General features: G+C 61.1%; 27 protein-coding genes and 1 pseudogene. 15 read left to right on the top strand and 13 right to left on the bottom strand.

Annotated features, from left to right (window positions below):
- Positions 1 to 64: 64 nt before the first annotated feature.
- The gene (locus tag NL154_RS14240) at positions 65 to 718 is read left to right on the top strand and encodes an MBL fold metallo-hydrolase (protein WP_434732840.1); all 654 of its coding nucleotides are present in this window, start codon (positions 65 to 67) and stop codon (positions 716 to 718) included.
- Positions 719 to 769: 51 nt separating this feature from the next.
- Here the strand turns inward: NL154_RS14240 and NL154_RS14245 are convergent, their stop codons facing one another.
- From NL154_RS14245 to NL154_RS14260, 4 genes are all read right to left on the bottom strand, one after another.
- Positions 770 to 1,111 (bottom strand): tRNA-binding protein, encoded by a 342-nt coding sequence (locus NL154_RS14245; RefSeq protein ID WP_221146972.1) that lies wholly within the window; start codon positions 1,109 to 1,111, stop codon positions 770 to 772.
- 11 nt (positions 1,112 to 1,122) lie between these two features.
- A complete protein-coding gene (gene proC / locus NL154_RS14250; protein ID WP_221146971.1) occupies positions 1,123 to 1,950 on the bottom strand; it encodes a pyrroline-5-carboxylate reductase in 828 nt (275 codons plus the stop codon).
- 1 nt (position 1,951) lies between these two features.
- On the bottom strand, positions 1,952 to 2,452 hold the full coding sequence (locus NL154_RS14255; protein WP_004680153.1) for a YbjN domain-containing protein: 501 nt from the start codon (positions 2,450 to 2,452) through the stop codon (positions 1,952 to 1,954).
- 388 nt (positions 2,453 to 2,840) lie between these two features.
- Entirely contained in the window at positions 2,841 to 3,101 is a 261-nt protein-coding gene (locus tag NL154_RS14260; RefSeq protein WP_210630478.1) for an accessory factor UbiK family protein, read from the bottom strand.
- A 204-nt stretch (positions 3,102 to 3,305) separates the two neighbouring features.
- Here NL154_RS14260 and lgt point away from each other — a divergent pair, with 204 nt between their 5' ends.
- From lgt to NL154_RS14290, 6 genes are all read left to right on the top strand, one after another.
- Positions 3,306 to 4,154, top strand: a complete 849-nt coding sequence (gene lgt / locus NL154_RS14265) for a prolipoprotein diacylglyceryl transferase (protein ID WP_434732841.1) — start codon at positions 3,306 to 3,308, stop codon at positions 4,152 to 4,154.
- A gap of 18 nt (positions 4,155 to 4,172) precedes the next feature.
- The gene (locus tag NL154_RS14270; protein ID WP_210630476.1) at positions 4,173 to 5,273 is read left to right on the top strand and encodes a class I SAM-dependent methyltransferase; all 1,101 of its coding nucleotides are present in this window, start codon (positions 4,173 to 4,175) and stop codon (positions 5,271 to 5,273) included.
- Positions 5,274 to 5,383: 110 nt separating this feature from the next.
- Positions 5,384 to 6,178 (top strand): peptidoglycan editing factor PgeF, encoded by a 795-nt coding sequence (pgeF, locus tag NL154_RS14275; protein WP_210630475.1) that lies wholly within the window; start codon positions 5,384 to 5,386, stop codon positions 6,176 to 6,178.
- 5 nt (positions 6,179 to 6,183) lie between these two features.
- Complete coding sequence (locus NL154_RS14280) at positions 6,184 to 7,335, top strand: M24 family metallopeptidase (protein ID WP_221146969.1); 1,152 nt, start codon at positions 6,184 to 6,186, stop codon at positions 7,333 to 7,335.
- 102 nt (positions 7,336 to 7,437) lie between these two features.
- Complete coding sequence (locus tag NL154_RS14285) at positions 7,438 to 8,259, top strand: hypothetical protein (RefSeq protein WP_210630473.1); 822 nt, start codon at positions 7,438 to 7,440, stop codon at positions 8,257 to 8,259.
- Between the two features lie 105 nt (positions 8,260 to 8,364).
- Entirely contained in the window at positions 8,365 to 9,297 is a 933-nt protein-coding gene (locus NL154_RS14290) for a ribose-phosphate pyrophosphokinase (RefSeq protein ID WP_210630472.1), read from the top strand.
- A 207-nt stretch (positions 9,298 to 9,504) separates the two neighbouring features.
- Here NL154_RS14290 and NL154_RS14295 read toward each other — a convergent pair whose 3' ends face one another.
- A complete protein-coding gene (locus tag NL154_RS14295) occupies positions 9,505 to 11,049 on the bottom strand; it encodes a hypothetical protein (protein ID WP_434732842.1) in 1,545 nt (514 codons plus the stop codon).
- Positions 11,050 to 11,452: 403 nt separating this feature from the next.
- Here NL154_RS14295 and NL154_RS14300 point away from each other — a divergent pair, with 403 nt between their 5' ends.
- The 5 genes and pseudogenes from NL154_RS14300 (at position 11,453) to NL154_RS14320 (ending at position 16,484) form a co-directional block, all read left to right on the top strand.
- The gene (locus tag NL154_RS14300; RefSeq protein ID WP_210630470.1) at positions 11,453 to 12,067 is read left to right on the top strand and encodes a 50S ribosomal protein L25/general stress protein Ctc; all 615 of its coding nucleotides are present in this window, start codon (positions 11,453 to 11,455) and stop codon (positions 12,065 to 12,067) included.
- 232 nt (positions 12,068 to 12,299) lie between these two features.
- Positions 12,300 to 14,651 carry an EAL domain-containing protein gene (locus NL154_RS14305; RefSeq protein WP_210630469.1) on the top strand — a complete coding sequence of 784 codons (2,352 nt, stop codon included), beginning with the start codon at positions 12,300 to 12,302 and terminating at the stop codon, positions 14,649 to 14,651.
- Between the two features lie 24 nt (positions 14,652 to 14,675).
- On the top strand, positions 14,676 to 15,389 hold the full coding sequence (locus tag NL154_RS14310; protein WP_210630468.1) for a substrate-binding periplasmic protein: 714 nt from the start codon (positions 14,676 to 14,678) through the stop codon (positions 15,387 to 15,389).
- A 93-nt stretch (positions 15,390 to 15,482) separates the two neighbouring features.
- Positions 15,483 to 16,214 (top strand): aminoacyl-tRNA hydrolase, encoded by a 732-nt coding sequence (gene pth, locus NL154_RS14315; protein WP_210630467.1) that lies wholly within the window; start codon positions 15,483 to 15,485, stop codon positions 16,212 to 16,214.
- 5 nt (positions 16,215 to 16,219) lie between these two features.
- Positions 16,220 to 16,484 (top strand): annotated as a pseudogene (locus tag NL154_RS14320) (hypothetical protein).
- Between the two features lie 6 nt (positions 16,485 to 16,490).
- On the opposite strand, the gene clpS reads toward NL154_RS14320, so the two are convergent.
- The 3 genes from clpS to NL154_RS14335 all read right to left on the bottom strand — a co-directional run bounded on the left by clpS (position 16,491) and on the right by NL154_RS14335 (position 17,560).
- A complete protein-coding gene (clpS, locus tag NL154_RS14325) occupies positions 16,491 to 16,802 on the bottom strand; it encodes an ATP-dependent Clp protease adapter ClpS (RefSeq protein ID WP_210630466.1) in 312 nt (103 codons plus the stop codon).
- A gap of 91 nt (positions 16,803 to 16,893) precedes the next feature.
- Positions 16,894 to 17,292: a type II toxin-antitoxin system VapC family toxin gene (locus NL154_RS14330; RefSeq protein ID WP_210630465.1), complete on the bottom strand. Its 399-nt coding sequence runs from the start codon at positions 17,290 to 17,292 to the stop codon at positions 16,894 to 16,896.
- On the bottom strand, positions 17,282 to 17,560 hold the full coding sequence (locus NL154_RS14335) for an AbrB/MazE/SpoVT family DNA-binding domain-containing protein (RefSeq protein ID WP_210630464.1): 279 nt from the start codon (positions 17,558 to 17,560) through the stop codon (positions 17,282 to 17,284). Before NL154_RS14335 ends, NL154_RS14330 begins: the two co-directional genes overlap by 11 nt.
- Positions 17,561 to 17,714: 154 nt before the next feature.
- Between NL154_RS14335 and ychF the strand changes: the two genes are divergently transcribed.
- On the top strand, positions 17,715 to 18,818 hold the full coding sequence (gene ychF, locus NL154_RS14340) for a redox-regulated ATPase YchF (protein ID WP_434732843.1): 1,104 nt from the start codon (positions 17,715 to 17,717) through the stop codon (positions 18,816 to 18,818).
- A gap of 16 nt (positions 18,819 to 18,834) precedes the next feature.
- Here ychF and NL154_RS14345 read toward each other — a convergent pair whose 3' ends face one another.
- The gene (locus tag NL154_RS14345; protein WP_434732844.1) at positions 18,835 to 19,911 is read right to left on the bottom strand and encodes a hypothetical protein; all 1,077 of its coding nucleotides are present in this window, start codon (positions 19,909 to 19,911) and stop codon (positions 18,835 to 18,837) included.
- A 78-nt stretch (positions 19,912 to 19,989) separates the two neighbouring features.
- Between NL154_RS14345 and NL154_RS14350 the strand changes: the two genes are divergently transcribed.
- Both NL154_RS14350 and NL154_RS14355 read left to right on the top strand, forming a co-directional pair.
- Entirely contained in the window at positions 19,990 to 20,478 is a 489-nt protein-coding gene (locus NL154_RS14350; RefSeq protein WP_221155648.1) for a MaoC family dehydratase, read from the top strand.
- Positions 20,475 to 20,942, top strand: coding sequence for a MaoC family dehydratase (locus NL154_RS14355; protein WP_221146962.1), 468 nt, complete (start codon positions 20,475 to 20,477; stop codon positions 20,940 to 20,942). The genes NL154_RS14350 and NL154_RS14355 overlap by 4 nt, the downstream gene beginning before the upstream one ends.
- Positions 20,943 to 20,959: 17 nt before the next feature.
- On the opposite strand, the gene NL154_RS14360 is transcribed toward NL154_RS14355, so the two are convergent.
- The 4 genes from NL154_RS14360 to petA all read right to left on the bottom strand — a co-directional run bounded on the left by NL154_RS14360 (position 20,960) and on the right by petA (position 24,400).
- On the bottom strand, positions 20,960 to 21,502 hold the full coding sequence (locus NL154_RS14360) for an adenine phosphoribosyltransferase (protein WP_210630460.1): 543 nt from the start codon (positions 21,500 to 21,502) through the stop codon (positions 20,960 to 20,962).
- Between the two features lie 114 nt (positions 21,503 to 21,616).
- Entirely contained in the window at positions 21,617 to 22,501 is an 885-nt protein-coding gene (locus NL154_RS14365; protein WP_210630459.1) for a cytochrome c1, read from the bottom strand.
- Between the two features lie 25 nt (positions 22,502 to 22,526).
- Positions 22,527 to 23,807, bottom strand: coding sequence for a cytochrome b (locus NL154_RS14370; protein WP_085778917.1), 1,281 nt, complete (start codon positions 23,805 to 23,807; stop codon positions 22,527 to 22,529).
- A 14-nt stretch (positions 23,808 to 23,821) separates the two neighbouring features.
- Positions 23,822 to 24,400, bottom strand: coding sequence for a ubiquinol-cytochrome c reductase iron-sulfur subunit (gene petA, locus NL154_RS14375; protein WP_011426278.1), 579 nt, complete (start codon positions 24,398 to 24,400; stop codon positions 23,822 to 23,824).
- Positions 24,401 to 24,629 lie beyond the last annotated feature (229 nt).

Raw genomic sequence — 24,629 nt, forward strand, 5'->3', positions numbered from 1 at the left:
CGGCTGTCCTCGACGCCGTTTCGGACTATACCCTGAGCACCCGAGACACCCAAGCGAGGCACTTATGGGCATGCTCCAGGCCGGCATCATTCCGGTGACACCCTTTCAGCAGAACTGCACGGTCTTCTTCGATCCCGATACCCGGGAAGGCGTCGTCGTCGATCCGGGCGGCGACGTTCCGCTGATCCTTCAGGCGATTGAGAAAGGCGACCTGACCATCAAGGAAATCTGGCTGACGCACGGTCATCTAGACCATGCCGGCGGCGCCAGGGAGCTGAAGGAAGCGCTCGGCGTCGACATCGTCGGCCCGCATCAGGACGACCTGCCGCTGCTGCAGCGGATAGAGACCCAGGCCGCGACATACGGCATATCCGGATTGCGCAATGTTCTGCCGGACCGCTGGCTGAAGAACGGCGACAAGGTCTCCTTCGGCGCCCACGAATTCGAGGTCTATCACACGCCCGGCCACGCCCCCGGCCACGTAATCTATTTCAACCGCGCGCAGAATTTCGCCCATCTCGGCGACGTGCTCTTCAACGGCTCGATCGGCCGCACCGACCTGCCGGGCGGCAATCATCAGCAGCTGCTGGATTCGATCCGCGACAAGGTCCTGCCGCTCGGCGACGATGTTGGCTTTATCTGCGGCCACGGGCCCGGCAGCCGCATCGGCGACGAACGGCGAAGCAATCCCTTTCTGCAGGAAATCAGGCCTCGTTGAGCATCCAATGCAGACACATCAGGCACCCGGCAAAACGATGTGAGCCGATACTCACATCATTTTCCTGCCGTTCGGCACCGGCTGTTCGACCGCCGCAAGCACGATCGCGCCATTCTCGTCCTCGAATCCCAGCGTCAGCACTTCCGAACGGAGCGGCCCGATCTGCCGCGGCGGGAAGTTGACGACGCCGAGCACCTGCCGGCCCATCAGGGTTTCCAGCGTATAATGCACGGTGATTTGCGCCGAGGATTTCTTGATGCCGATCTCAGGGCCGAAATCGATGAGCAGCTTGAAAGCCGGCTTGCGCGCCTCCGGAAAGAGGCTAGCTTCGATGATCGTACCGACACGGATGTCGACACGCTCGAAATCGGCGTAGCTGATCTCTTCCGCCATGTGGTTCTTCCTCAGCCGGCCAGTTCCTCGGCCCGCTTGCGCGCTGCCGCGAGCGCCTTGTCGAACAGGGGCTGCATGCCGTTCTCCGCCATCAGCACGGCGAGCGCCGCCGCCGTCGTGCCGCCGGGAGACGTCACATTCTGGCGCAGCCGCGAAGCATCGTCGGGGGACTGGTGCAAGAGTTCACCAGCCCCCGCGACCGTTTCCCGCGCAAGACGCATGGCGAGGTCCGCCTGCAGGCCGAGCTTTCGGCCTGCCTCCGCCATACATTCGACGAGATAGAATACATAAGCCGGGCCACTGCCGGAAAGCGCCGTCACGGCATCGATATCGGCCTCGGCAGGCACCCATTCGACCGGGCCGGAGACGCTGAGAAGGGCATGGACGCGTTCGCGCTGCGGATTGCTGACCCCTGAATTGGCAAAGGCCCCGGTCACACCGCGGCCGACCATAGCCGGCGTGTTCGGCATGGCTCGCACCATGGCGGCTTTGCCGAGATGTCTTTCGAGAAAACCGAGCGTCTTGCCGGCTGCGACCGAGACAACGACCGTCGCCGGTCCGACGGCGCTCTTCACCGCCGGCAACACCGTCTCCATCACCTGCGGCTTGACCGCGAGGAATAAGACACTCGCCTTCAATTCCGCAGGGACCGTGGTCAGATGCATCGCACCGGCTTCCTTGATCGTCGCCAGCATCGCCGACGAGGGGCCGGGATCCACAACGATGACGGCCGAACCCGGAACGCCGCTCTTCAGCCAGCCGGAGAGCATGGCTCCGCCCATGTTTCCGGCGCCGATCAGCACGATGGGATTTACCGAGGAGAAAGCCTTCGCTGGCATCTTATGCCTCGCCTACCGTTTCGAACAGCACGGCTTCCATCGCCTTCGCCGCGTCCATGCCGGACCAGACAACGAACTGGAATGCCTGGAAATAGGCTTCGCAGGTGTCGAGCGCGCTGGAAAGCAGCACCTCTACCTGGCGATTGGTCGGCTCCGCGCCGCCTGCAAGCAGCAGCGACTGCCTGAAGATGACGACATCTTCCTGACGCCAGAGGTCGAAATGACCCATCAGCACCTGCCCGTTGATCGCCGAGAGCAGCTTGACCACCTCGTTGACCCTGATGTCGGGGACTTTGATATCGAAAGCGCAGCCAAGATGCAGCGCCTCGAATTCCTCCATCCATGAAAAGGAAACGTGATAGTCCGCCCAGCGCCCCTCGACCGTCATTGCGATCTCGTCCTCGCCGGACCGCTCGAACGACCAGTCGTTGTTGGAGGCCACGTACTCGATCATATCGACCGGGTTCGACTGACGCTCGACTTCCAATTCCATCAGGTTCATGCAGCACCTTCTTGACCGGAACGAATGCGGCTTAGCTTGGGATACGAACACAAGAAAGACACACGCAATACCGGAAACCACCATCGGATGATCGTTGAACCGCTGCCAGACTTAACGCAGATAACCTGCCCGGAGCTTACCAAGTCGCTTCGAATCATCATTTAAAATCAGTGTATAATGACCCTTGCCACCTGCCAGCCCCCAGAAGGGAAAATAGGGCGGACCTGCTGTGGAAAGCACTTCGAAACTCAATTCAGAAGGGAGATTAAACGACTCTGCGTATTGGCTTTTTTGGCTGTGTCCACAGGTGGAAAACTCACCTGGAATTTTTTGTGACAGATGCGGCGTGTGGCATGAAGGCAACGCCGCATCTGCGCCATATGGGAATTTAGTGGCTCTCGCCGGCGAGCTTGGCCTCCAACGCCGCGATACGGGCGGCAAGCGCCTCATTTTCATCACGCGCCTTGATCGCCATCTCGCGCACGGCCTCGAATTCCTCGCGCTTGACGACGTCCATGCTGTTCAGCCAACGCTCGGCCTGCGCGTTGAAAGCCGTCTCGATCTCCTTGCGGACGCCCTGGGCGGCACCTGCCGCGTCGGTCATCAGCTTGGCGAACTCGTCCATGATGCGGTTCGTTCCGGTCGTCATGGCGTTTTTCTCCCTTCGTATAAGGTGAATTCAGCCCTTCGGGGCCCCGAAGATTGAGGTAGGGCTTCGCCACCTGGGATGCAAGCGCTTTGCGCGGGATAGCCTTATCCTGAAGCAGGTAGCGGAGGAGCGATCACGAACAATGCACTTGACCGTCCGGGATCGCGGCGGCATGTTCCGCCGACCTCAACGGATGGGAAAATCTTGCCGACAGCAGCCAATCTCCTTGCCATCATGCCTTTCCCGGACATCGATCCGATCGCTTTTTCGCTCGGTCCGTTGGCGATTCACTGGTACGGCCTGGCATACGTCGCCGGCATCCTGCTTGGCTGGGCCTATGCGCGCCGCCTCGCCGCCAACGACAGTCTCTGGCCTGGCAATACATCGCCGATGACGAAGACGCAGCTCGACGATTTCATCGTCTGGGCCGCCCTCGGCGTCGTGCTCGGCGGCCGTCTCGGCTATATCTTCTTCTATGACCTCTCCGCCATCCTGCGCGATCCCATCCGCGCAGTCGAAATCTGGAACGGCGGCATGTCCTTCCACGGCGGCCTGACCGGCACGACGATCGCCATGATCATCTTTGCCCGCCGCAATGCCATTCCGATCTGGAGCCTGTTCGATATCGTCGCCGCCGTCGTTCCCTTCGGCCTGTTCTTCGGCCGCATCGCCAATTTCATCAATGGCGAGCTCTGGGGCCGGCTGAGCGACGTCCCCTGGGCCGTGGTTTTCCCGACCGGTGGTCCCTTCGCCCGCCATCCGAGCCAGCTCTACGAGGCCGGCCTTGAGGGCATCGTTCTGCTCCTGGTGCTTGCCGCCCTCGTCTACGGCATGCGCGCGCTGAACAGCCCTGGCTTCATCACGGGCGTCTTCGTCTGCGGTTATGCACTGTCGCGCATCTTCGTCGAGTTCTTCCGCGAGCCGGACGCCCAGCTCGGTTACCTCCTCGGCACCAACTGGCTGACCATGGGCATGATCCTCTCCTCCCCGATGATCCTGCTCGGCCTCTGGGCGATCCTGCGGGCCCGTCGCCAGGCCGCGCCGCAGCTCTAAACCGGCAGGACGCGCGACATGACCACCGCTCTAGGCGAAAAGATCAAGGCGATCATCCAGGCCAACGGCCCGATCAGCGTCACCGACTATTTCTCGCTCTGCCTCGCCGATCCCGAGCACGGCTATTACCGCACCCGCGAGCCCTTCGGCCGTTCCGGCGATTTTGTCACCGCGCCCGAAGTCAGCCAGATCTTCGGCGAGATGATCGGCGTCTTCGTCGTCCATGCCTGGCAGCGTCATGGCACGCCGGCAGATGTGCGCCTGGTCGAGATCGGCCCCGGCCGAGGCACGATGATGGCGGATATGCTGCGCGTCATCGCCCGCATTGCCCCGCCGCTCTTCGACACGATGAGCGTGCATCTCGTCGAAACCAGCGAGCGCCTGCGCGACGTCCAGAGCCAGACACTCGAAGCTTATGGCGAAAGGATCGCGTGGCACGGTGGCTTTGATGAGGTCCCGCCGGGCTTCACGCTGATTGCCGCCAACGAATTGTTTGACGCGATCCCGATCCGGCAGTTCGTCCGCACGCAAACGGGTTTCCGCGAGCGCATGGTCGGTCTTGACGCCGATGGCGAACTGACCTTTGCCGCAGGTGTCGCGGGCATCGATCCTGCCCTACTGCCGGAACCGGTGCAGAACCTGCCGCTCGGCACGCTCTTCGAGATCTCGCCCGCCCGCCAGGCCGTGATGATGGCGATCTGTGAGCGGCTGCGCGCCTTCGGCGGCACGGCGCTGGTCATCGACTACGGCCATCTCGTCACTGGCTTCGGCGATACGCTGCAGGCGGTGCGCATGCATGAATTCGATCCGCCGCTCGCCCACCCCGGCGAAGCTGACCTGACGAGCCATGTCGATTTCCAGCAGCTCGCCGAGACGGCGATGACGGCCGGCCTCCATCTGAACGGCGCCCTGCACCAGGGTGACTTTCTGACCGGCCTCGGCATTCTCGAACGCGCCGCCGCCCTCGGGCGTGACCGCGAACCGCAGACCCAGCAGGTGATCCAGTCGGCGATCGACAGGCTTGCCGGCGCCGGTGAGGGTCGGATGGGCGAACTCTTCAAGGTCATGGCGGTCTCCCACCCTGCCGTTGATCTCATGCCCTTTCGCCCGGTGGATTGACAGGGCGCAGGCGGCTGAGCCAACATCCGCGCGAAACAGGAACTTGAAGCGCGCCGTGGATGCGATGCGCTCGGGACAAAACAAACCCCTCGAAAAACCCGGAATTACAGATGCAGGACGCGGCCTCTCCCGCACCGATCCAAAGCACGCTGCTGAACGAAGCGACGGGCGGCACCATCCGCCACGGTTATTTCACCCGGAAAGGCGGTGTTTCCGAAGGGATCTATCGCGGTCTCAACGTCGGCCTCGGCTCCAACGACGAGCGCGGGAACGTCGTGGAAAACCGCCGCCGTGTCGCCGCCTGGTTCGATCTGCCGCTCGAGCGGCTGGCAACTGTTCATCAGGTGCATTCGCCCGACGTCGTGACGATTGGCGCCGATTACGATGGCGCCCGTCCCGACGCGGACGCGATGGTGACGGCAGTTCCCGGCATTGCCCTTGGCGTGCTGGCCGCCGATTGCGGCCCGATCCTCTTTGCCGACCCCGAAAATCGCGTCATCGGCGCCGCCCATGCCGGCTGGAAGGGCGCGCTGACCGGTGTTCTCGAAAACACCATTGCCGCCATGGAAGCATTGGGAGCCGACCGCGCCAGCATACTGGCCTGCCTCGGCCCCTCGATCAGTCAGGCGAGTTACGAGGTCGGGCCGGAATTCGTCGATCGCTTCGTCGCCGAGAATTCGGACTACGAACGCTTTTTCAAGCCGTCCGCAACGCCGGGCCGCGCCATGTTCGATCTGCCGGCGCTGACGATCGACAGGCTGACGCGGGCTGGCGTGCAGGCCGAAAGCCTCGGGCTCTGCACCTATCCGGATAGCGAGCGCTTCTTTTCCTATCGCCGGACGACACATCGCGGCGAGCCGGACTACGGCCGCCAGATTTCAGCGATATCAATCAGGGAGACTTGAGCAGAATGGCACTGCACTTCGAAAAGGCCGAGTTCGCAAGCCGGCTTGCGCGCCTCACCGAGAAGATGAAGGAAGAAAAGCTCGACGCCCTGCTGCTCTTCGCCCAGGAAAGCATGTACTGGCTGACCGGCTACGACACCTTCGGCTACTGCTTTTTCCAGACGCTGATCGTCAAGAGCGACGGCACCATGGCGCTGATCACCCGCTCGGCGGATCTTCGCCAGGCCAGACACACATCGATCCTTGAGGACGTCCACATCTGGGTCGACAGGGTCAATGCCGATCCGACGCTCGACCTGAAGAACCTCATGGTCGAGATGGATCTGCTCGGCGCCCGCATCGGCGTCGAATATGACACCCACGGCATGACCGGCCGCGTCGCCCGTCTGCTCGACGCACAATTGACCACTTTCGGCCAGATCGTCGACGCCTCCTATCTCGTCAGCCGTCTTCGTCTCGTCAAGAGCCCGACGGAGGTCGCCTATGTCGAGCGCGCCGCCGCTCTCGCCGACGACGCGCTCGACGCCGCGATCCGGCTGACAAGGCCCGGCGCTGACGAAGCCGATATCCTCGCCGCCATGCAGGGTGCGGTCTTTTCCGGCGGCGGCGATTATCCCGCCAACGAGTTCATCATCGGCTCGGCTGCCGACGCCCTGCTCTGCCGCTACAAGGCCGGCCGCCGCAAGCTTGACGCCAACGACCAGCTGACGCTGGAATGGGCCGGCACCTATGCGCATTACCATGCCGCCATGATGCGCACGATCGTCATCGGCGAGCCGATGCAACGCCATCGCGAGCTCTACAATGCCTGCCGCGAAACCATCGAGGCGATCGAGACCGTGCTGATGCCCGGCCACACCTTCGGTGACGTCTTCGACATGCATGCCAGGATCATGGACGAGCGCGGCCTCGCCCGCCACCGGCTGAATGCCTGCGGTTATTCGCTCGGCGCCCGCTTCTCGCCCTCCTGGATGGAGCACCAGATGTTCCATGTCGGCAATCCGCAGCCGATCGAGCCGAACATGTCGCTGTTCGTGCACATGATCATTGCCGATTCCGATACCGGCACGGCAATGACGCTCGGACAGACCTACGTGACGACCGCGGATGCGCCGCGCGCACTTTCCCGTCATTCGCTCGATTTCATCGGCCTTTGAAGACCGGGACTGACCGGTGAGAATCCGGAATTGACAGAGTACCATCCCCGCCCGCATAAATCCGGGCGGGCTGGTACGATTGTGGGAAGGACGGATCACGGGATGACGCGAACTGCGACTGTGCCCACGCTCCTGTTCGTCATTGCTCTGCTGACCGCCTGCAACACCACCGACGCGCTGACGCCGCTAGTCGGCATCGGCGAATCCTCCGGAACTCCGCCGTCAAGTCCGGTGACGCAGGGCGAGGCAGAACGTCTGGCCGGCACCCGCCAGCCGGTTTTTGCCGGGAGCACGCAGCCGAGTGGCTATCATCCGGCCTATGATCAGTCGCAAAGAACCTATCGACCCGGCAGCGGCGCGCCGCCGACGACGATGCAGGAGCAGGCAGACGCGCTGTCGAGAAACGGCTCCTCGCCCGCCGCCTCCGCCCCGATCGAGGGACAGGCGCTGCCGCCGGCCGCTGCCGGCGCCGAGACTCCAACACAGCCCGGCCAGCTGCTTGACACGCAGCAACCGCAGCAGACCGCCGGCCTCGCGCCCGGCGCATCTTCCGCGCGTGGCAATACGGTGCGCTTCCTGCCGATCATCGGGGCGCCGGTGCAAGCCGTGACTCCGCTCTCGCGCCAGCTCGGCGCCGAGGCGCGCGCCCACGGCCTTTCCATCAAGAGCTCGAATGACACGAGCAGCGATTACATCCTCAAAGGTTACCTCTCTGCCTTCGGTGACGAAGGCAAGGTCACCGTGGTCTATGTCTGGGACGTTCTCGATGGCGGCGGCGCCCGCCTGCACCGAATCCAAGGCCAGGAAAGCGTGCCGACAGCCGCGGCCGACCCTTGGGCGGGTGTCCCGGCTTCGGTGATGCAACAGATCGCTTCGAAAACCATCGCGGAATTCACCTCCTGGCGGCAAACTCAGGGTGGTTAGTCACAAACTTTTTGCAAATATGAAAGTCTGTGGCGCCTTTGCCCTTGCATTCACGGGGAAGCTGACTAAAAAGCGCGGCTATCAGCGCATAATAGGCGGACCAAAATGAAGGTTTTCGCAGGCAATTCGAACCGGCAACTCGCCGAAGCGATCTGCAACTATCTCAATGTTCCTTTGGGAAGAGCCAGTGTCCGAAGGTTTGCCGACCAGGAAATCTTCGTGGAAATCCAGGAAAACGTGCGCGGCGAGGACGTCTTCCTCGTGCAGCCCACCGCCTTTCCCGCCAACGACCACCTGATGGAGCTGCTGATAATGATCGACGCGATGCGTCGTTCGTCGGCACGCCGTATCACGGCCGTTCTTCCATATTTCGGCTATGCCCGTCAGGACCGCCGCGCATCCGGCCGCACGCCGATCTCCGCCAAGCTGGTTGCCAACCTCATCACCGAAGCCGGCGCGGATCGCGTCATGACGCTCGATCTCCATGCCGGTCAGATCCAGGGTTTCTTCGATATCCCCACAGACAACCTCTTCGCCATGCCCGTGCTGACGCGCGACATCAAGAGCCATTATGACCTCAGCAACGTCATGGTCGTCTCGCCCGACGTCGGCGGCGTGGTGCGCGCCCGCGCGCTCGCCAAACGGCTGGACTGTCTTCTGGCCATCGTTGACAAGCGTCGTGATCGGCCGGGTGAATCCGAGGTCATGAATATCATCGGCGACGTCACCGGCAAGGACTGCCTGCTGATCGACGACATCGTCGATTCCGGCGGCACCCTCTGCAATGCGGCCGACGCACTGCTCGCCCAGGGTGCCTCCAGCGTCACCGCCTATATCACGCACGGCGTTCTCTCGGGCGGCGCGGTCACCCGCGTCACCTCCTCGAAGCTGCGTGAACTCGTCATCACCGATTCAATCCAGCCGACAACGGCGGTGCTTTCAGCGCACAATATCCGCGTCGTGACGACGGCCCCGCTGATCGGCGAAGCCATCAGCCGCACGAGCCAGGAAGAGTCGGTCTCCAGCCTTTTCGATTAAAAAGCCTCCTCCGTCATACTCGGCGTGCCGAGCATCTGGCCCTTGCAATTCCTTGGCAGGAAAGCATTATTTTCAGATATTTAATCGGCCGGATGAGATCCTCGGCACAAGGCCGAAGATGGCGACACGGCTTTTGCAGTGGTTTGTCAGCGGCCTGAAGGCCGGCACAAGCCGGCCTCTTTCTTTTTCGATTCCAATCGAGAACCTTCAAGGCTGCTGCGGCGGCGCAGGTATCACGTCCTGTCCTTGATCCGGTTCCTGCTCCTGGTCCGACTCCAGCCCCTGATCCTGATTCGGGCCATCCGGTCCCTTGATCTGCTGGCCATTGACCGCCACGGAACCGTCGCGGCTGATGCTGACGTCCCAGCGCGAACGGCCATCCGGATCGATCTTGGCAAAGCCCTTCACCATCATGATGCCGAAGGAGACCTGGTTGAGATCGGGGTCCGTCTTGGCAAGCTCCTGGACCGCCGCGATCGTCTTGTCGAGATCGCGGGCGAGGATCGTCGCCTCCATCGAATAGTCCTTCTCGGTATCGACGCGACCTTCGATCCTGCCGGTTATATCGACGTCATAGACCTGCGATTTGGCACTGATCTTCGGAAACTCGACGGCAAGCCGGCCATCGCGGAAGAGCTTCTTCGCCATCTCCTCGCCGGTCTTCTCGGACGCCGAATCTTTGAAATCCATCGCCATGAGGGCGTCGCCGAAGCTTGCGAAATCCAGGTTCGGAAGCGCGAGCTGGAAATCGAAGTTGCTCGGCATGAAGGCCGAATAGTTTGCCGGCATCAGCGGTGTGTCGAGGCTGATCTCCTGCGCATTCATGCCGAAGCCAAAACGCATTGCGTCACTGGGCCCATCGATGGCGAGGTTGTAGCCGAATGCCTTGGCGCCGCCCTTGCCCATCTCGCTGCTGACGGTCAGGTCGTTGACCCCGATCGTCTCGCTGAACAAGGTCAGAAGGGGGAAGGCTTCCTTCACTATTCCCTTTATCTTGTCGCTGTTTTCCGGGCTCAATTCCTTCTCATCGAGATGGTCGAGCACGAAGAAGACTATCTCGCGAATCTGCTTGGCCGGCAGGCCGTTCACCTTGGCATCGACATCGATTGAGCCGGCACGAAGTTCGATGGGCGGCATTTGCAGGCCGGAAACCTGCTCGACGAAATCAGACATCGAGCCGCTGCCGGCAAAATCGATACGTCCATTGCCGCCTGTGCTGTCGGTCGAACTCAGCTTCTGGTCCATGCTGGCGATGCTGGCATGGACTTCCTCGGTTTCGGACTTGCTTGATGCCTTGATGTCTTTAGCCGCGAAGGTGCCGGAGCGCAGATAGCTGATCGCCGGGTCGAAGACGCCGGTGTAAACAAGCGACGCGATGGAATAGGTGAAATCCGTCGGCTTCTGGTCTGGACCCTTGAAATGGCCCGAGACGTTGAGCTTGTTGTCGCCTTCGACGTTCCAGAGCCCGCTGTCCAATGGCGTGGCGAACATCGAAAACGGTGTCAGCCCTGTGATCGCAAACGTCGCCGGATCGGCCTTGGTAAGCAGCTTCGCCAGATCATAGATGACCTCATAGCGCGTGCCGGCCGGATTGACGGTGATGAGACCGCTTTTTGCCAAATCCTGCGGAAGCAGCTTCGTCAGGGTCTCCTTGACCGCATTGGCGCCCTCCTGGTTGATCTCCGCGCCCTCGGCCCCGGTGAAAAGGCAAAGGGCAAGCATACTCGTTGCCGTGACAAGTTTGAGACGCATGGTCCGGTTTTCTCCTCAGCCGCTTTTCGGTTGCGGCCATCCAAAGATGCGAAGCGCGCCGATGTCAAGCCAAGCGGCGATAGGCACTGGCAATCTTGCCTTTGACCAGGTGCAGATCGCGAGTGATTTCGACAAGGTTCTCGCATTGGGATGGGTGCGGATGCAATCTGGGCGAGTTCGCTCTTCTCAAATGATGGAGCGCCCCGGCGAAAGCCCCTCCATCGTCGGAAAACCGGCGCTCTCGGCAACTTGCGTTTCAGGACGACTTATACTATAGGCCACCGGTCCGCGTAGACACCCTTGGAGGCAACGCGGATGAGGACGGGAAAACCCGCCTCCGGTTCGACGGAACAAGGCTTTTGCCCGCCGCCGAACTCTCCAAATAACCTCGAAAGGAAAAGCCATGAGCCAGGAAACTTACGAGCTCAAGGCCGAGGCGCGCGAACGGGTTGGTAAGGGGTCCGCCCGTGAACTTCGCCGCAACGGTTTGATTCCCGCTGTCATCTATGGTGACAAGCAGGCCCCCATTGCCATCGCTATCAACACCAATGAGGTGACGAAGCGCATTCATGCCGGTGGCTTCATGACCACCGTAGCGACCATCGAAGTCGACGGCAAGAAGTACAAGGTTCTGCCGAAGGACTACCAGCTCGATCCGGTCCGCGACTTCACGCTGCATGTCGATTTCCTGCGGGTCTCCGGCAACACCCAGGTGACCGTCGAAATCCCGGTTCACTTCGTCAATGAAACGAAGTCTCCGGGCCTCAAGGTCGGCGGCGTTCTGAACATCGTCCGCCACGCAGTTGAAGTTCACTGCCCGGCCGATGCGATCCCGGAATTCTTCAACATTGACCTCAGCGGCAAGAAGATCGGCGACAGCATCCATATTTCGGAAGTCACCCTTCCGAAGGGCGTCAGCCCGGTCATCGACCGCGACTTCACGATCGCCACCATCGTCGCTCCGGCTGCCGGCGTCGACGAGAGCGCCACGGAAGCTGAAGGTGAAGCCGAAGCCTGATCGCTTCGACCAATTGAAAGCATATAGCCCGCCTCCCCGGTGAACTGGCTCTAGAAAGTTGCCATCCAACTTTCTAGAGCCAGCTTACGGGGAAGGCGGGCTTTTCATTGCCTGCCAAGCCTCCGTTTCAGCAACATTTAACATATTCGTGAAAGCATGGGCCGTCAGCTGCGAAGAAGCCGGCCCGAACGCGCGACAGCAAATATGCCGGCCTGGGGGAGTAGACGGAACCATGAACAATTCCGTTGAGAACAGGTTTTTTGGGATTGTTTGCGGAGCGCTGCTTGTTTTTGTCGCTCCGCTTTTTGTTCTCTTCCTTTTTCTTTCCTCGGAGCGCGCCGACAAAGAAATACGCGACCATATCTCTGTTCTTCTTGTCGCCAACGCTCAGGCGCTGGCAAAACCGCTCTGGGACCTCGACGAGGAAAGTGTCACCCAGATCAGCGCGACGGTCGTTTCCCAAGGCGCCATCGTCAAGGTCGAGGTGCGTGATCAGTCGGGCCAGCTCGACGTCAGCCAATCCACCATTCCGCGTTCCTTTGACGGCAAGCTCGTGCAGGTGTCGCGTGCCATCATCTACAACACCGTCGACGGTCCGAAGAACCTCGGCAGCATCAGCGTCTATTATCCCGCCCTCGGACTGTTTTCCGGTCTGAAGCAGGAAGAGGTCGTCTTCATTTCGATCTTCATCTTCGCGGTTCTGACCGTTTTCGGCACAGCGCTGATCGGCAACCGATTCTTCGTCATCCAGCCGCTGATGCGTCTGACGGCGGCAATCGAGGCCACCCGGCAGCTCGGCTCGCGCCATCATGTAGACTGGCAGTCGAACGACGAGATGGGACGGCTTGCCCGGAGCTTCAACGAGATGCAAACCAAGCTCGAAAGCGAGGAGATGGAGCTGAAGCTCGCCCATCGTCGCGCCACCGATATCTACAATCTGACACCCGCCATGCTCTTCTCGCTCGATGAGGAAGACCGCATCACCGCCGTCAGCGACTATTGGCTGCTTGCCACCGGATATAGCCGCCCCGAGATCATCGGCCGCAATTTCGCAGATCTGGTGACGTCAAGCAGCCGCGATAAGTTCGTCAAGCGCCGCCAGGGCGAAAATGGCATGACGGTCACCGTCAAATTCGTCTGCCTGGACGGCCGCACCATGGACGTCCTCATTATGGAATCGGAAGCCGCCGCCGGCGCTCACGATCGCCTCTCGCTGTCCGTCATGACGGATGTGACCGAGCTCAAGGCTTCGGAGGACCGCAACCATCGCCAGGCAATCACCGACCATCTGACCGGGCTCCTCAACCGCCAGGGCTTCGAGGCGGTGCTCGACAACAAAATCGCTGCCGCAGACGCCGCCGGCCAGGAACTCGCCTGCCTCTTCGTCGATCTCGACCGCTTCAAGTGGATCAACGACAATATGGGGCACGCTGCCGGCGACACGGCGCTGATCGAACTCGTCGAGCGCCTGAAGACCCATCTTGCCCCCTCCGACGAGGCGGCCCGTCTCGGCGGCGACGAGTTCGCCATCCTGCTGCCGGCGAAAGACGCCGAAACACGCGCAAAGGCGATGTGCGAGCAGATCGCCTCAATCTTCGAAACGCCATTTGCCCCGGACATGCATCTGAGCGCTTCCATCGGCATCGCCATCTACCCACATCATGCCGCGACCGCCGCCGAGCTGCTGCAGAAATCCGACATGGCCATGTATGCCAAGAAGCGGGACGGCAAGAACGGCGCACAGCTCTTCGACAAAGCCATGCTCGACCGCGCCCGCAGCCGCGCCGAAATCGAGGCCAATATCGAAGCCGGTCTCTCCGAGAACTGGTTCGAGGCGTTCCTGCAGCCAATCGTCAATCTGAACGGCCGCGGCGTCGCCGGTTTCGAGGCGCTGATGCGGCTCAACCATCCGCAGAAGGGCCTGATGCCGCCGGCCGAAATAATCAGCGTCGCAGAGGAGACGGGCAAGATCGTCCGCGTCGGCAACCTCATCATGGAAAAGGCGATCTCCAATCTCGCGAAAATCTCTCGCATATCGGGGATGCAGGATACCTACCTTGCCATCAACTTCTCGCCGCTGCAGTTCGAGCCGGCGCTGCCTGCCCGTCTTGCCGCGATCGTCGGTCGCCACGGCATCCGCCCCGAGCGCATCGTCGTCGAAATCACGGAAGCCGTGCTGATGCACGACAACCCGCAGATTCGCATGATTGTCACGGAACTTCGCCGCTTCGGCTGCCGCATCGCGCTCGATGATTTCGGCACCGGCTACTCGTCGCTGAGCTACCTCAATCGTTTCCCTGTCGATATCATCAAGATCGATCAGTCCTTCACCCGCGCGATTAACGACGGCGACGACGACGTGCGCCAGAAGAGCCGCATGCTGATTGAAGGCATCACCACCCTGTCCCACAAGATGAACTGCACCGTCATTGCTGAGGGCATCGAGACGGAAGAGGAATGCCGCACGCTTCACCAGATGGGTCTGGACTACGGCCAGGGTTATCTCTTCCATCGTCCGCAGCACGCAGCCGCACTCATCGAGGAACTGATGGCCCCGCAGTCGGCCGTCGCGCGCGCCTCATAAACGAAGACCCAAGGAGATGAGACGATGAAAAAGCTCCTGCTTCTCGCATGCCTGGCGCTGCCCTGCGCGGCTCACGCACAGACGGTTGCCTTCACGACCGAGGATTACGCTCCCTTCAACTATCGCGAAGGCAAAGAGATCAAGGGCGCGACCGTCGAGCAGGTCGAGAAGGTGATGGCCGCGATCGGCGTCGACTACACGATCGAGGTCATGCCTTGGGCGCGTGCTTTCAGCCTTGCCCGCACCGCGCCGATGACATGTGTTTTCGCCACCGCCCACAACAGCGCGCGCGACCCACTGTTCAAATGGGTCGAACCGCTGCTCATCGACCGAAACATCCTGATCACCCGCAAGGGTTCGGGCATCACCGCCAGCAATCTCGAAGAGGCAAAGAAATATACGATCGGCACCCAGCGCGAGGACTACACCGAGACGATCCTGAAGGAGAAGGGTTTCACCAAGCTGGACGTCGCCAGTGACTTCAACGCCACACTGCGCAAGCTGCTCAGCGGCCGCATCGACATGATGCCGATCTCCGAACTCTACTTCGAAAAGCTGAAGGCCGATCAGCCGGTGGAGATCGTAACCGTGCTCTCCTCCCAGCCAATGGGCATCGCCTGCGAGAAGAGCTTTCCCGACGATCTGCACGCCAAGATGCAGGCTGCCCTCGACAAGCTGATCGCTGATGGCGACCAGAGGCAGATCTTCCAGAAATACGGCATGAACCTGTCGGACTGATGCCGCTCGGTGCGCCCGCCGCCCTTTCCGCTTGACTTTGCTCCCGTTTCCGGGTGGTGAACGTCGGAAAAGCTTAAGCGAGGACGACAGGCCATGCTGATCATTGCGGGTCTCGGCAATCCCGGCGGCAAATACGCCGGCAACCGCCACAATATCGGCTTCATGGCCGTCGACGCCATCCATCGGCGCCACAGCTTCTCCCCCTGGTCGAAGAAGTTCAAGGCGGAAATTGCGGAGGGAGAGCTTGGCGGCGACAAGGTCCTGCTGATCAAGCCGCAGACCTACATGAACCTCTCCGGCGAGGCCGTCGGCGAGGCGATGCGCTTCTACAAGCTCCAGCCCGCCGACCTCGTCGCGATCTATGACGAACTCGACCTGCCCCCTGGCAAGGCGCGGCTGAAGACCGGCGGCGGCCATGGCGGCCATAACGGCATCAAGTCGCTGGACGCCCATTGCGGCAAGGAATACCGGCGGCTGCGCCTTGGCATCGGCCATCCCGGCGTCAAGGAAATGGTGCAGAACCACGTGCTCGGCGATTTCGCCAAGGCCGACAAGGTCTGGCTGGAGCCGCTTCTCGATACGCTCGCCGACAATGCCGACATGCTGGTGCGAAACGAGGATTCGCAGCTGATGAACAAGATCGCGCTGGCGCTCGGCGGCAAGGCCGAGGAAGAGAATCCGCGAAAGGAAAGCAGGGATAGCGACAAGAAGCCGGCCGGCCAATCGCATATCCGCCAGGCCCGCAACAGCAATCAGCCGAAGCTGCCGACCAGCGGCCCGATGGCCGAGATGCTGAAGAAGATGTTCGGCAACAAGGGGGAATAAGACGGATGCCGGACCAGGATCTTAACATCCCTCCGGCGCCGGCAATCTTGTCCGCCAACCTCGCTCAGCCCGGCATGACCTGTTCATCGGCTTTGCTGGCAATTTTGCTGCTGCGACCTCGCGGTGATCATCGTCCCAAATCTGACGCGGAACGCCGGCTGTTACAAGGTGATGCGGCTCACCGGCTATAAAAACCCGGCGACGCTGCGCTTCTACGAGACTTGCCTCTTCCTGCAGGACAAGACGGGCTATCAGATCCGCCGGCCCTGAGCCCAGCTATTCCTCAGGCTCGGTGGTGAACATCAACGGAAAGCCCATCTCCTTGGCAAGGTCGATGCCCTCCTTGGCCTTGGTCTCGGCAATATCCTTAGCGCAGACGACGACCACGCAGGAGCCGAGCTTGTGCGCCGTCATCATCACCCGATAGCCGGTCTCCTCGCTCATGCGGAAAACGACCTTCAGGATCACGATGACGAATTCGCGCGGCGTATAATCGTCGTTGACGAGAATGACCTTGTAGAGCTTCGGCCTGTCCAGCTTCGGCTTCACCTTGGTCTTCGGTTTCAGGGCAACGTCATTGTCACTCATCGGAAAATCCACCCGTTGATGACATGAAAAGGCGGAAGAAACATCCGCCGGACTATATTGCACCGTCAGCACGGCAGTTCAATGACGGATATCACTCCGACGAGAGCAGCAGGCAGGCTCGCCCGGCGCTTTCGACGATGGCGGCAGCCTTCCTGTTGAAGGTCGCGAATACTTCGCCGCCAAGCCTGCGGCCTTCGAAGACGATGACGCCATCGGCGAAATCCCCGCCGGCATCGAGGAAGGACAATCCAGCCTCGACAGCTGCTCTATCGTAGACGACCTTCCTGTCGGCTATCAGCAGCCGGATGGTCGCGGCGATCTCGGCGGCGCTTTTGCGATAAATCCGACCGACGACCCAAACGAACTCGCAGAACGTCAGGTTGGAGACGAACAGCTGCTCAGCCTCGCGCATCAACATCCTTGCACGTTCCGTTTGCTTCGGATCGTCATCCACGGCCGCCCGCACGAGCACATTCGTATCAACGATCATCAGCGACGCCGACCTCGCCAGCCCCGCCCGCCTTTATGGCCTCATCGATCTCCTTGAGCGTCGCATGAATATTGCCCTTGTTCTCGATACTTCCGAAGAAACTCTCGATGGAGCCGCTGGCCGGCTGCGTTTTGACCGCAACGACCTCAAGCTTGCCACCAGGCAGGAGATCGACATCGATCTTGTCGCCGGGCCTGATCCCGAGGTGCCGAAGCACTTCTTTTCTCAAGGTGACCTGTCCTTTTGCCGTCACTGTCAGGGTTGTCATGTCAGCTCTATCCTTTCCGCCAAAGGTAAGGCTAAACCGCCTTACCTTCAAGCCGGCCGGCCTTGCTTTTTCGATTCGTGCCGCAAACCCTTGACCCGAGCCGGCCATTCCCGCATAGGCAGGGCAAAGTTTACCACTAGATATGGATCAAGCCATGGGCTTCAAATGCGGCATCGTCGGTCTGCCGAACGTCGGCAAATCGACCCTCTTCAACGCGCTCACCAAGACGGCGGCCGCGCAGGCGGCGAACTACCCCTTCTGCACCATCGAGCCGAACACCGGCGAAGTCGCGGTGCCCGATCCGCGCATGCGCAAACTTGCCGACATCGCGAAGTCCAAGGAACTGATCCCGACCCGCATCTCCTTCGTCGATATCGCCGGCCTCGTCCGCGGCGCCTCGAAGGGCGAAGGCCTCGGCAACCAGTTCCTCGCCAATATCCGCGAAGTCGACGCCATCGTGCACGTGTTGCGTTGTTTCGAGGACAGCGACATCACCCATGTCGAGGGCCGCATCAATCCTGTCGCCGATGCCGAGACGATCGAGACCGAACTGATGCTCGCCGATCTCGAGAGCCTGGAGCGCCGCACTGAGCAGACGCGCAAGCGCGCCACCGGCAAGGACAAGGAGTCGATGGCGATGCTGCCGATCATGGAAGCCTCGCTGAAGCTGCTCAACGAAGGCAAGCCGGTGCGCACGCTGCTGTCGAAGCTCGATGCCGAGGAGATCGGTATCCTCAAGGGCCTCAACCTCCTCACCTCGCATCCGGTGCTCTACGTCTGCAATGTCGCCGAAGGCGATGCCTCGACCGGCAACGAATTCACCGCCGCCGTCGCCGCCATGGCGAAGGAGCAGGGCGCCGAAACCGTCATCATCTCGGCGGCGATCGAAGCGGAGGTCGCCCAGCTTGCCGAAGAGGAAGCCAAGGAATTCCTCTCTGCCCTCGGCCTTGACGAGGCGGGCCTCGACCGGCTGATTCGCGCCGGCTACAAGCTGCTCGACCTCATCACCTATTTCACCGTCGGCCCGAAGGAAACGCGCGCCTGGACGATCGAGCGCGGCACCAAGGCGCCGCAAGCCGCCGGCGTCATCCACTCGGATTTCGAACGCGGCTTCATCCGCGCCAACACCATCGCCTACGACGATTACATCAAGTACAATGGCGAAGTTGGCGCCAAGGATGCCGGCAAGGCGCGCGACGAAGGCAAGGAATACGTCGTCCAGGACGGCGACGTCATCCACTTCCGTTTCAACACCTGATGAAATCGTTGCCGCGTTAACCGGGCGGCAGCCTGTTTGCGATTGCCGGCGGCAGTGCCCTGAGCACCAGCCGCCGAAGCGGCATCCAGCCTGTTCCGATAATGAGCACGATCGCGCCGACGACGAGCAGCGTCGTGAAGATGTAGGTGTCGACAGTCGCATTTCCCTTCCGAACGACGCTGAAGATCGCAAAGCCGAGGGACAGCAGCCCCGACGTGACGAAGGCGCGACGATCGATGACGAGGCCGATCAGCATCAGCGCCGCCACGGTCGCGACGACCACGGGAGTCCGGGCCGACATGTTCGCCAGGTCGAAGATCCTGCCGCTTTCCCCGAACGACAGTAGGGAGACGGCACTGTAGAGCAGCGCCGGCGCCGCGCCGAGATGCAGCCAAAAGGCGATATCCGAACGCGTCGTCCGCCGCAGCCGGTCGCCGAGATCGAAATAAAGCGCCGTCGCGAACAGGCCGAGCGCGCACACGAAAGCGACCGCGGCCAGCACACCAAGATGATCGACAAAAAACGCGGGATTGCCGCTGAGACCTTGCACCAGTCGCAAAAGCAGCGTGAGCACCAAAGCAAGCGTCGATATGATGGTGAGCGCCAACGACAACGGCACGCGATAGCGGACATAATAGACGCCGAGCAGGATCGGAAAGCCGGCGACGAACTGCGTCAGATCCGCCCCGATTTCGGAGGTCCACGGCGTGAAGACGCGGGACATCATCAAAAATGTCCAGCAGAACAGTGCGATCGTCAGGCTGACAGCCGGCAAAGCGAGCCGCTGGCGCCGCACCAGGATTTCCGAAAGCACGATGATGGCAACCGGCACGGCGTAAAGTGGCGCCAGCCCCCAGAGGCCGACGACCGCGACAATTACGCCGATGGTGATCAGCACGTCGTGAAAGCCGCGCACGAAGCGCGGCGTCTCGGTATCCGACCATGTTTGCTGCGGTTCGGCTGTTGTTGTCACCGGCGCTTCGGCAACGGCAACGCCGCGCTCGATGAGAAACGGCAGAAGACGCCCGCCCGCTTCCGGCGAAATCAGCCCCTCGCGCGCCGCTTCGTCGAGTATCGACCTCAGTTCAGTCATGCCGGTTTCTCCCCGGAATCATTGAGCCCGCGCGGATGCTATTGTAAGCATTATGCGCTGCATATGGCGGAGGAGAAAATGCCGGCAGAAAAGCTGTCTTTCGAAGATTTCGAGCCCGGACACCGTTTCCCCCTCGGTCCCAAGCTGGTGCTCGCCGCAGAAATCATCGAGTTCGCCAGAGAATTCGACCCGCAGCCGATGCATCTCGACGAGGCTGCCGGCCGCGCCAGCATCCTCGGCGGACTTGCCGCTTCCGGCTGGCATACCTCAGCAATGCTCATGCGCATGATGGCCGACAGCTATATATTGAACGCCCTCTGCGAGGGGGCGCCGGGCATCGATCTGATGGAATGGCGAAAGCCGGTGCTCGCGGGCGATACGCTGCAGGGCCATTCGAGCGTACTCGAAACGCGGCCGATGCGCTCGCGCCCCGGCATGGGCATCGTCAAATTCCGCCACGTGCTGGAAAACCAGCGCGGCGAACTCGTCTGCCTTTCGGAGAATTCGGTCATGATCCGCATGCGCCCCCCGCGGGACGCCGATATGAACCCGGAGCTGCCGGCATGAGAATGTCCGAACTTTATCCTTTCGGCGCGAAGGCCGAAATCGGCAGCTATGCCTTCACCGAGGAAGACATAATCCGCTTTGCCGGACGCTACGATCCGCAGCGTTTTCATATCGACAAGGAAGCGGCGAAAGACACCCTTTTCGGCGGCCTCTGCGCCTCGGGCTGGCATACCACGGCCGCCTGGATGCGGACCTTCCTCGCCTTCTGGAAAAAGCAAAGCATCGCGCTTAGGGAAAGAGGCCTGACGGCACCGAACCTCGGCCCCTCGCCCGGTTTTCAGAAGCTGCAATGGCTGCGGCCCGTCTTTGCAGGCGACGTCGTGAGCTATTCCGTCGCCCTTCTCTCCAGCCGGCCGCTCGCGTCGCGGCCGGGGTGGCACCTCAACACCATTCTCTGCGAAGGCGTCAATCAGAACGGCGATCCGGTGATGCGCTTCGAAAGCGGTGTGCTGGAGTACGACTGACCCCGTCGCAACAGGGGTCAGTGTCCAGTGAATTCGACCAGCGTGTGCACCACGACGCCGAGTTCTTCCAGCTTCCTGCGACCGCCAAGATCGGGCAGGTCGATGACGAAGCAGGCGCCGACCACTTCCGCGCCCATTTGGCGCAGAAGCTGCGTCGCCCCCACGGCCGTGCCGCCGGTGGCGATGAGATCGTCGACCAGGATCACCTTCTCCCCAGGCTCGACCGCATCACGATGCATCTCCATCTCGTCGACGCCATATTCCAGGCTGTAGGCGATCCGCACGGTGTCATGCGGCAGCTTGCCCTTCTTGCGGATCGGCACGAAGCCCGAGGAAAGCTGGTGCGCCACCGCACCGCCGAGGATGAAGCCGCGAGCCTCCATGCCGGCGATCTTGTCGATCTTCAGGCCCGCATAAGGCTGCACGAGTTCGTCGACCGCGCGGCGGAAAGCGCGGGGATTGCCGAGCAGCGTGGTGATGTCGCGGAAAATGATGCCGGGCTTGGGATAGTCAGGAATGGAGCGGATGCTGGCGGCAAGCTCCGAAAGCATATTGTTCATGGAAAGTCCGTATCTGCGAGCGCATAAAACCGGCTGCACCCTATCAATTGCCGGGGGTGGAACCAACAAAAAAGGCGGCTCGCAAGCCGCCTTTCGAATTCGGACACGGAACGCTCAATGTTCCTTGTTGGCGTAAACCGAGCGCTTTGTCAGGTAGATCAGCACCGTAAAGATCGCCAGGAACACCATGACCATGAAGCCGGTGCGCTTGCGCTCCTCGAGATGCGGTTCAGCGGCCCACATCAGAAAAGCGGAAACGTCCTTGGCGTACTGATCGACAGTCGCCGGCGCGCCGTCGTCATACGTTACCTGGCCGTCGGAAAGCGGCTTCGGCATAGCGAGAACGGCGGCAGCATGGAAATACGGGTTATAATGCGCGCCCTGAGCCACCTGGAAGCCGGATGGCGGCTCTTCATAGCCGGTCAGCAGCGAGTAGATGTAGTCCGGGCCGCTTTCCTGATACTGCGTAAAGATGTCAAAGACGAATTGCGGGAAGCCGCGCTCGACCTCACGGGCCTTGGCGATCAGCGAAAAATCAGGCGGAGCCGCACCGTTGTTGGACGCAGCCGCCGCTTCAGCATTGGCGAAGGGCGATGGGAAATGATCCGAAGGGACTGCCTTGCGGGTGAACATTTCGCCGGCCGAGTCCGGCCCGTCCTGAACTTCGTAATTGGCAGCGAATGCCTTCACCTGTGCCTCGGAATAACCGAGTTCGTCGAGCGTGCGGAAAGGCACGAGGCTCATCGAATGGCAGGCAGAACAGACTTCCGTGTAAACCTTGAGACCGCGCTGGAGCTGAGCCTTGTCGTAGTGGCCGAAGGGGCCTGCAAAGCTCCATTCCTGCTCCTTTGGCTCCTTTAGCGGATAGTGCGGCGTCGCGCCTTCCTCGTGATGCGCGGGAGCTGCACCATTCGCGGGCGTCGCTTCCTCTGCGAAAGCGGCACTGCCAAGGAGAGCGGCGACGGCAAGCGGCAGAATGCTTGCAACAAGCGTTTTCATAGTTCTATTCCCTTCCGTCGCTCGCTTACGCATTGGCCGCCGCGGCGGCGCCAGTGGTCTTGTTGCGCTTTTCAAGCACCGCTTCAGTGATCGAGTTCGGGATGCGGCGCGGCGTTTCCACCAGACCCAGAACTGGCATCGCGACCAGGAAGAAGGCGAAGTAGAGAAGCGTGCAGATCTGCGACACGATGACGTAGCTGCCTTCCGCAGGCTGCGAACCGAGCCAGCCGAGGATGATCGCGTTGAGCACGAACAGCCAGAAGAACAGCTTGTACCAGGGACGATAGACCGCCGAACGGACCTTCGAGGTGTCAAGCCACGGCAGGAAGAAGAGCACGATGATTGCGCCGAACATCACGAGCACGCCACCGAGTTTGGAGTCGATCGGGCCGATGTTGAAGGTGATCGAACGCAGCATCGCGTAGAACGGCAGGAAGTACCATTCGGGAACGATGTGGGCGGGCGTCTTCAACGGATCGGCCGGGATGTAGTTATCGGCGTGACCGAGGAAGTTCGGCAGGTAGAAGACGAAATAGGCGTAAACGAGCAGAAAGACGGAGACGCCGAGGGCGTCCTTCATCGTCGCATAGGGCGTGAAACGCACCGTGTCCGTCTTCGTCTTGACCTCGACGCCGGTCGGGTTCGTCTGGCCGGTCACATGCAGCGCCCAGATATGCAGGACGACGACGCCCGCAATCATGAAAGGCAGCAGGTAATGCAGCGAGAAGAAACGGTTCAGCGTCGGCTGATCGACGGCAAAGCCGCCCAGCAGGAACTGCTGCACCCATTCGCCGACCAGCGGGAAGGCCGAAAAGAAGCCGGTAATGACGGTCGCGCCCCAGAAGGACATCTGCCCCCAGGGCAGGACGTAGCCCATGAAGCCCGTCGCCATCATCAGCAGGTAGATGACCACGCCCAGGATCCAGAGGATTTCGCGCGGTGCCTTGTAAGAGCCATAGTAGAGGCCCCGGGCAATGTGCAGATAGACGGCGACGAAGAAGAAGGATGCGCCGTTGGCATGCAGGTAGCGCAGCAGCCACCCGTGGTTTACGTCGCGCATGATCTTTTCAACGGAGTTGAAAGCGATCGTCGTGTCGGCGGCGTAGTGCATGGCGAGCACGACACCCGTCAGGATCTGCACGATCAGCATGACGGAAAGCATCGCGCCGAAGGTATAGGCGTAGTTCAGGTTTCTGGGAACCGGATATGCCACGAAGCTGTCATAGACCATGCGCGGCAGAGGCAGGCGCGCATCGACCCATTTTTCGAAGCCGGTTGATGGTTCGTAGCTGGAATGGCCACTCATAAATCAGTCTCCCCTCAACCGATCTTGATTTTGGTATCGGACACAAATGAAAAGGTCGGAATCGCCAGGTTCTGCGGCGCAGGGCCTTTGCGAATGCGGCCGGCCGTGTCGTAGACCGAGCCATGGCAGGGACAGAACCAACCATTGTACTCACCGGCCTGACCGAGCGGAACGCAACCGAGATGGGTGCAGGTGCCGATCATGACGATCCAATTTTCCTTGTCCTTGCCACCCGAACGGTCAACACCGGTTGCCTGCGCTTCAGGTGGAAGGTTTGCGTTGCGCGCGATCGGATCCTTGAGATCCGCCAGCGGAACATCAGCTGCCGCTTTCACTTCCTCCGGTGTGCGGTTGCGGATAAAGATCGGCTTGCCGCGCCACTTGACCGTCAGCGACATGCCGGGCTCAAGGCTCGCGACATCGACTTCGATGGAGGCAAGCGCCAGCGTCGATGCATCCGGACGCATCTGGTCGATGAACGGCCATGCGACAGCAACGGCGCCGACAGCGCCCGCCATACCAGTGGTGAGATAAAGGAAATCACGGCGAGTGGGCTCTGCTGAAGCCTCGCTTGTCGTTACGTGTTCGCTCACGGCTTAACCATCCTCTGCGCAATTATCGCGGAATTCCGCCCCGCCCCCTCTGCTGACGAATCGATCTGGACACATTTCGGCCATAGATTCCCCGGCAATCCGGCGCGTTCTAAGCTTGATCGCAAATTATGTCCAGCCTTGGCAAGGGGATGAGGGCACAATGTCGCGGGAAATTTCAGATGAATTTTTTACGGCAAACACCCGCTTGCCCTTATGTTGCATTGCAACA

This window comes from Rhizobium sp. YTUHZ044 (genome assembly GCF_051123975.1).
Taxonomy (GTDB): Bacteria; Pseudomonadota; Alphaproteobacteria; order Rhizobiales; family Rhizobiaceae; genus Rhizobium.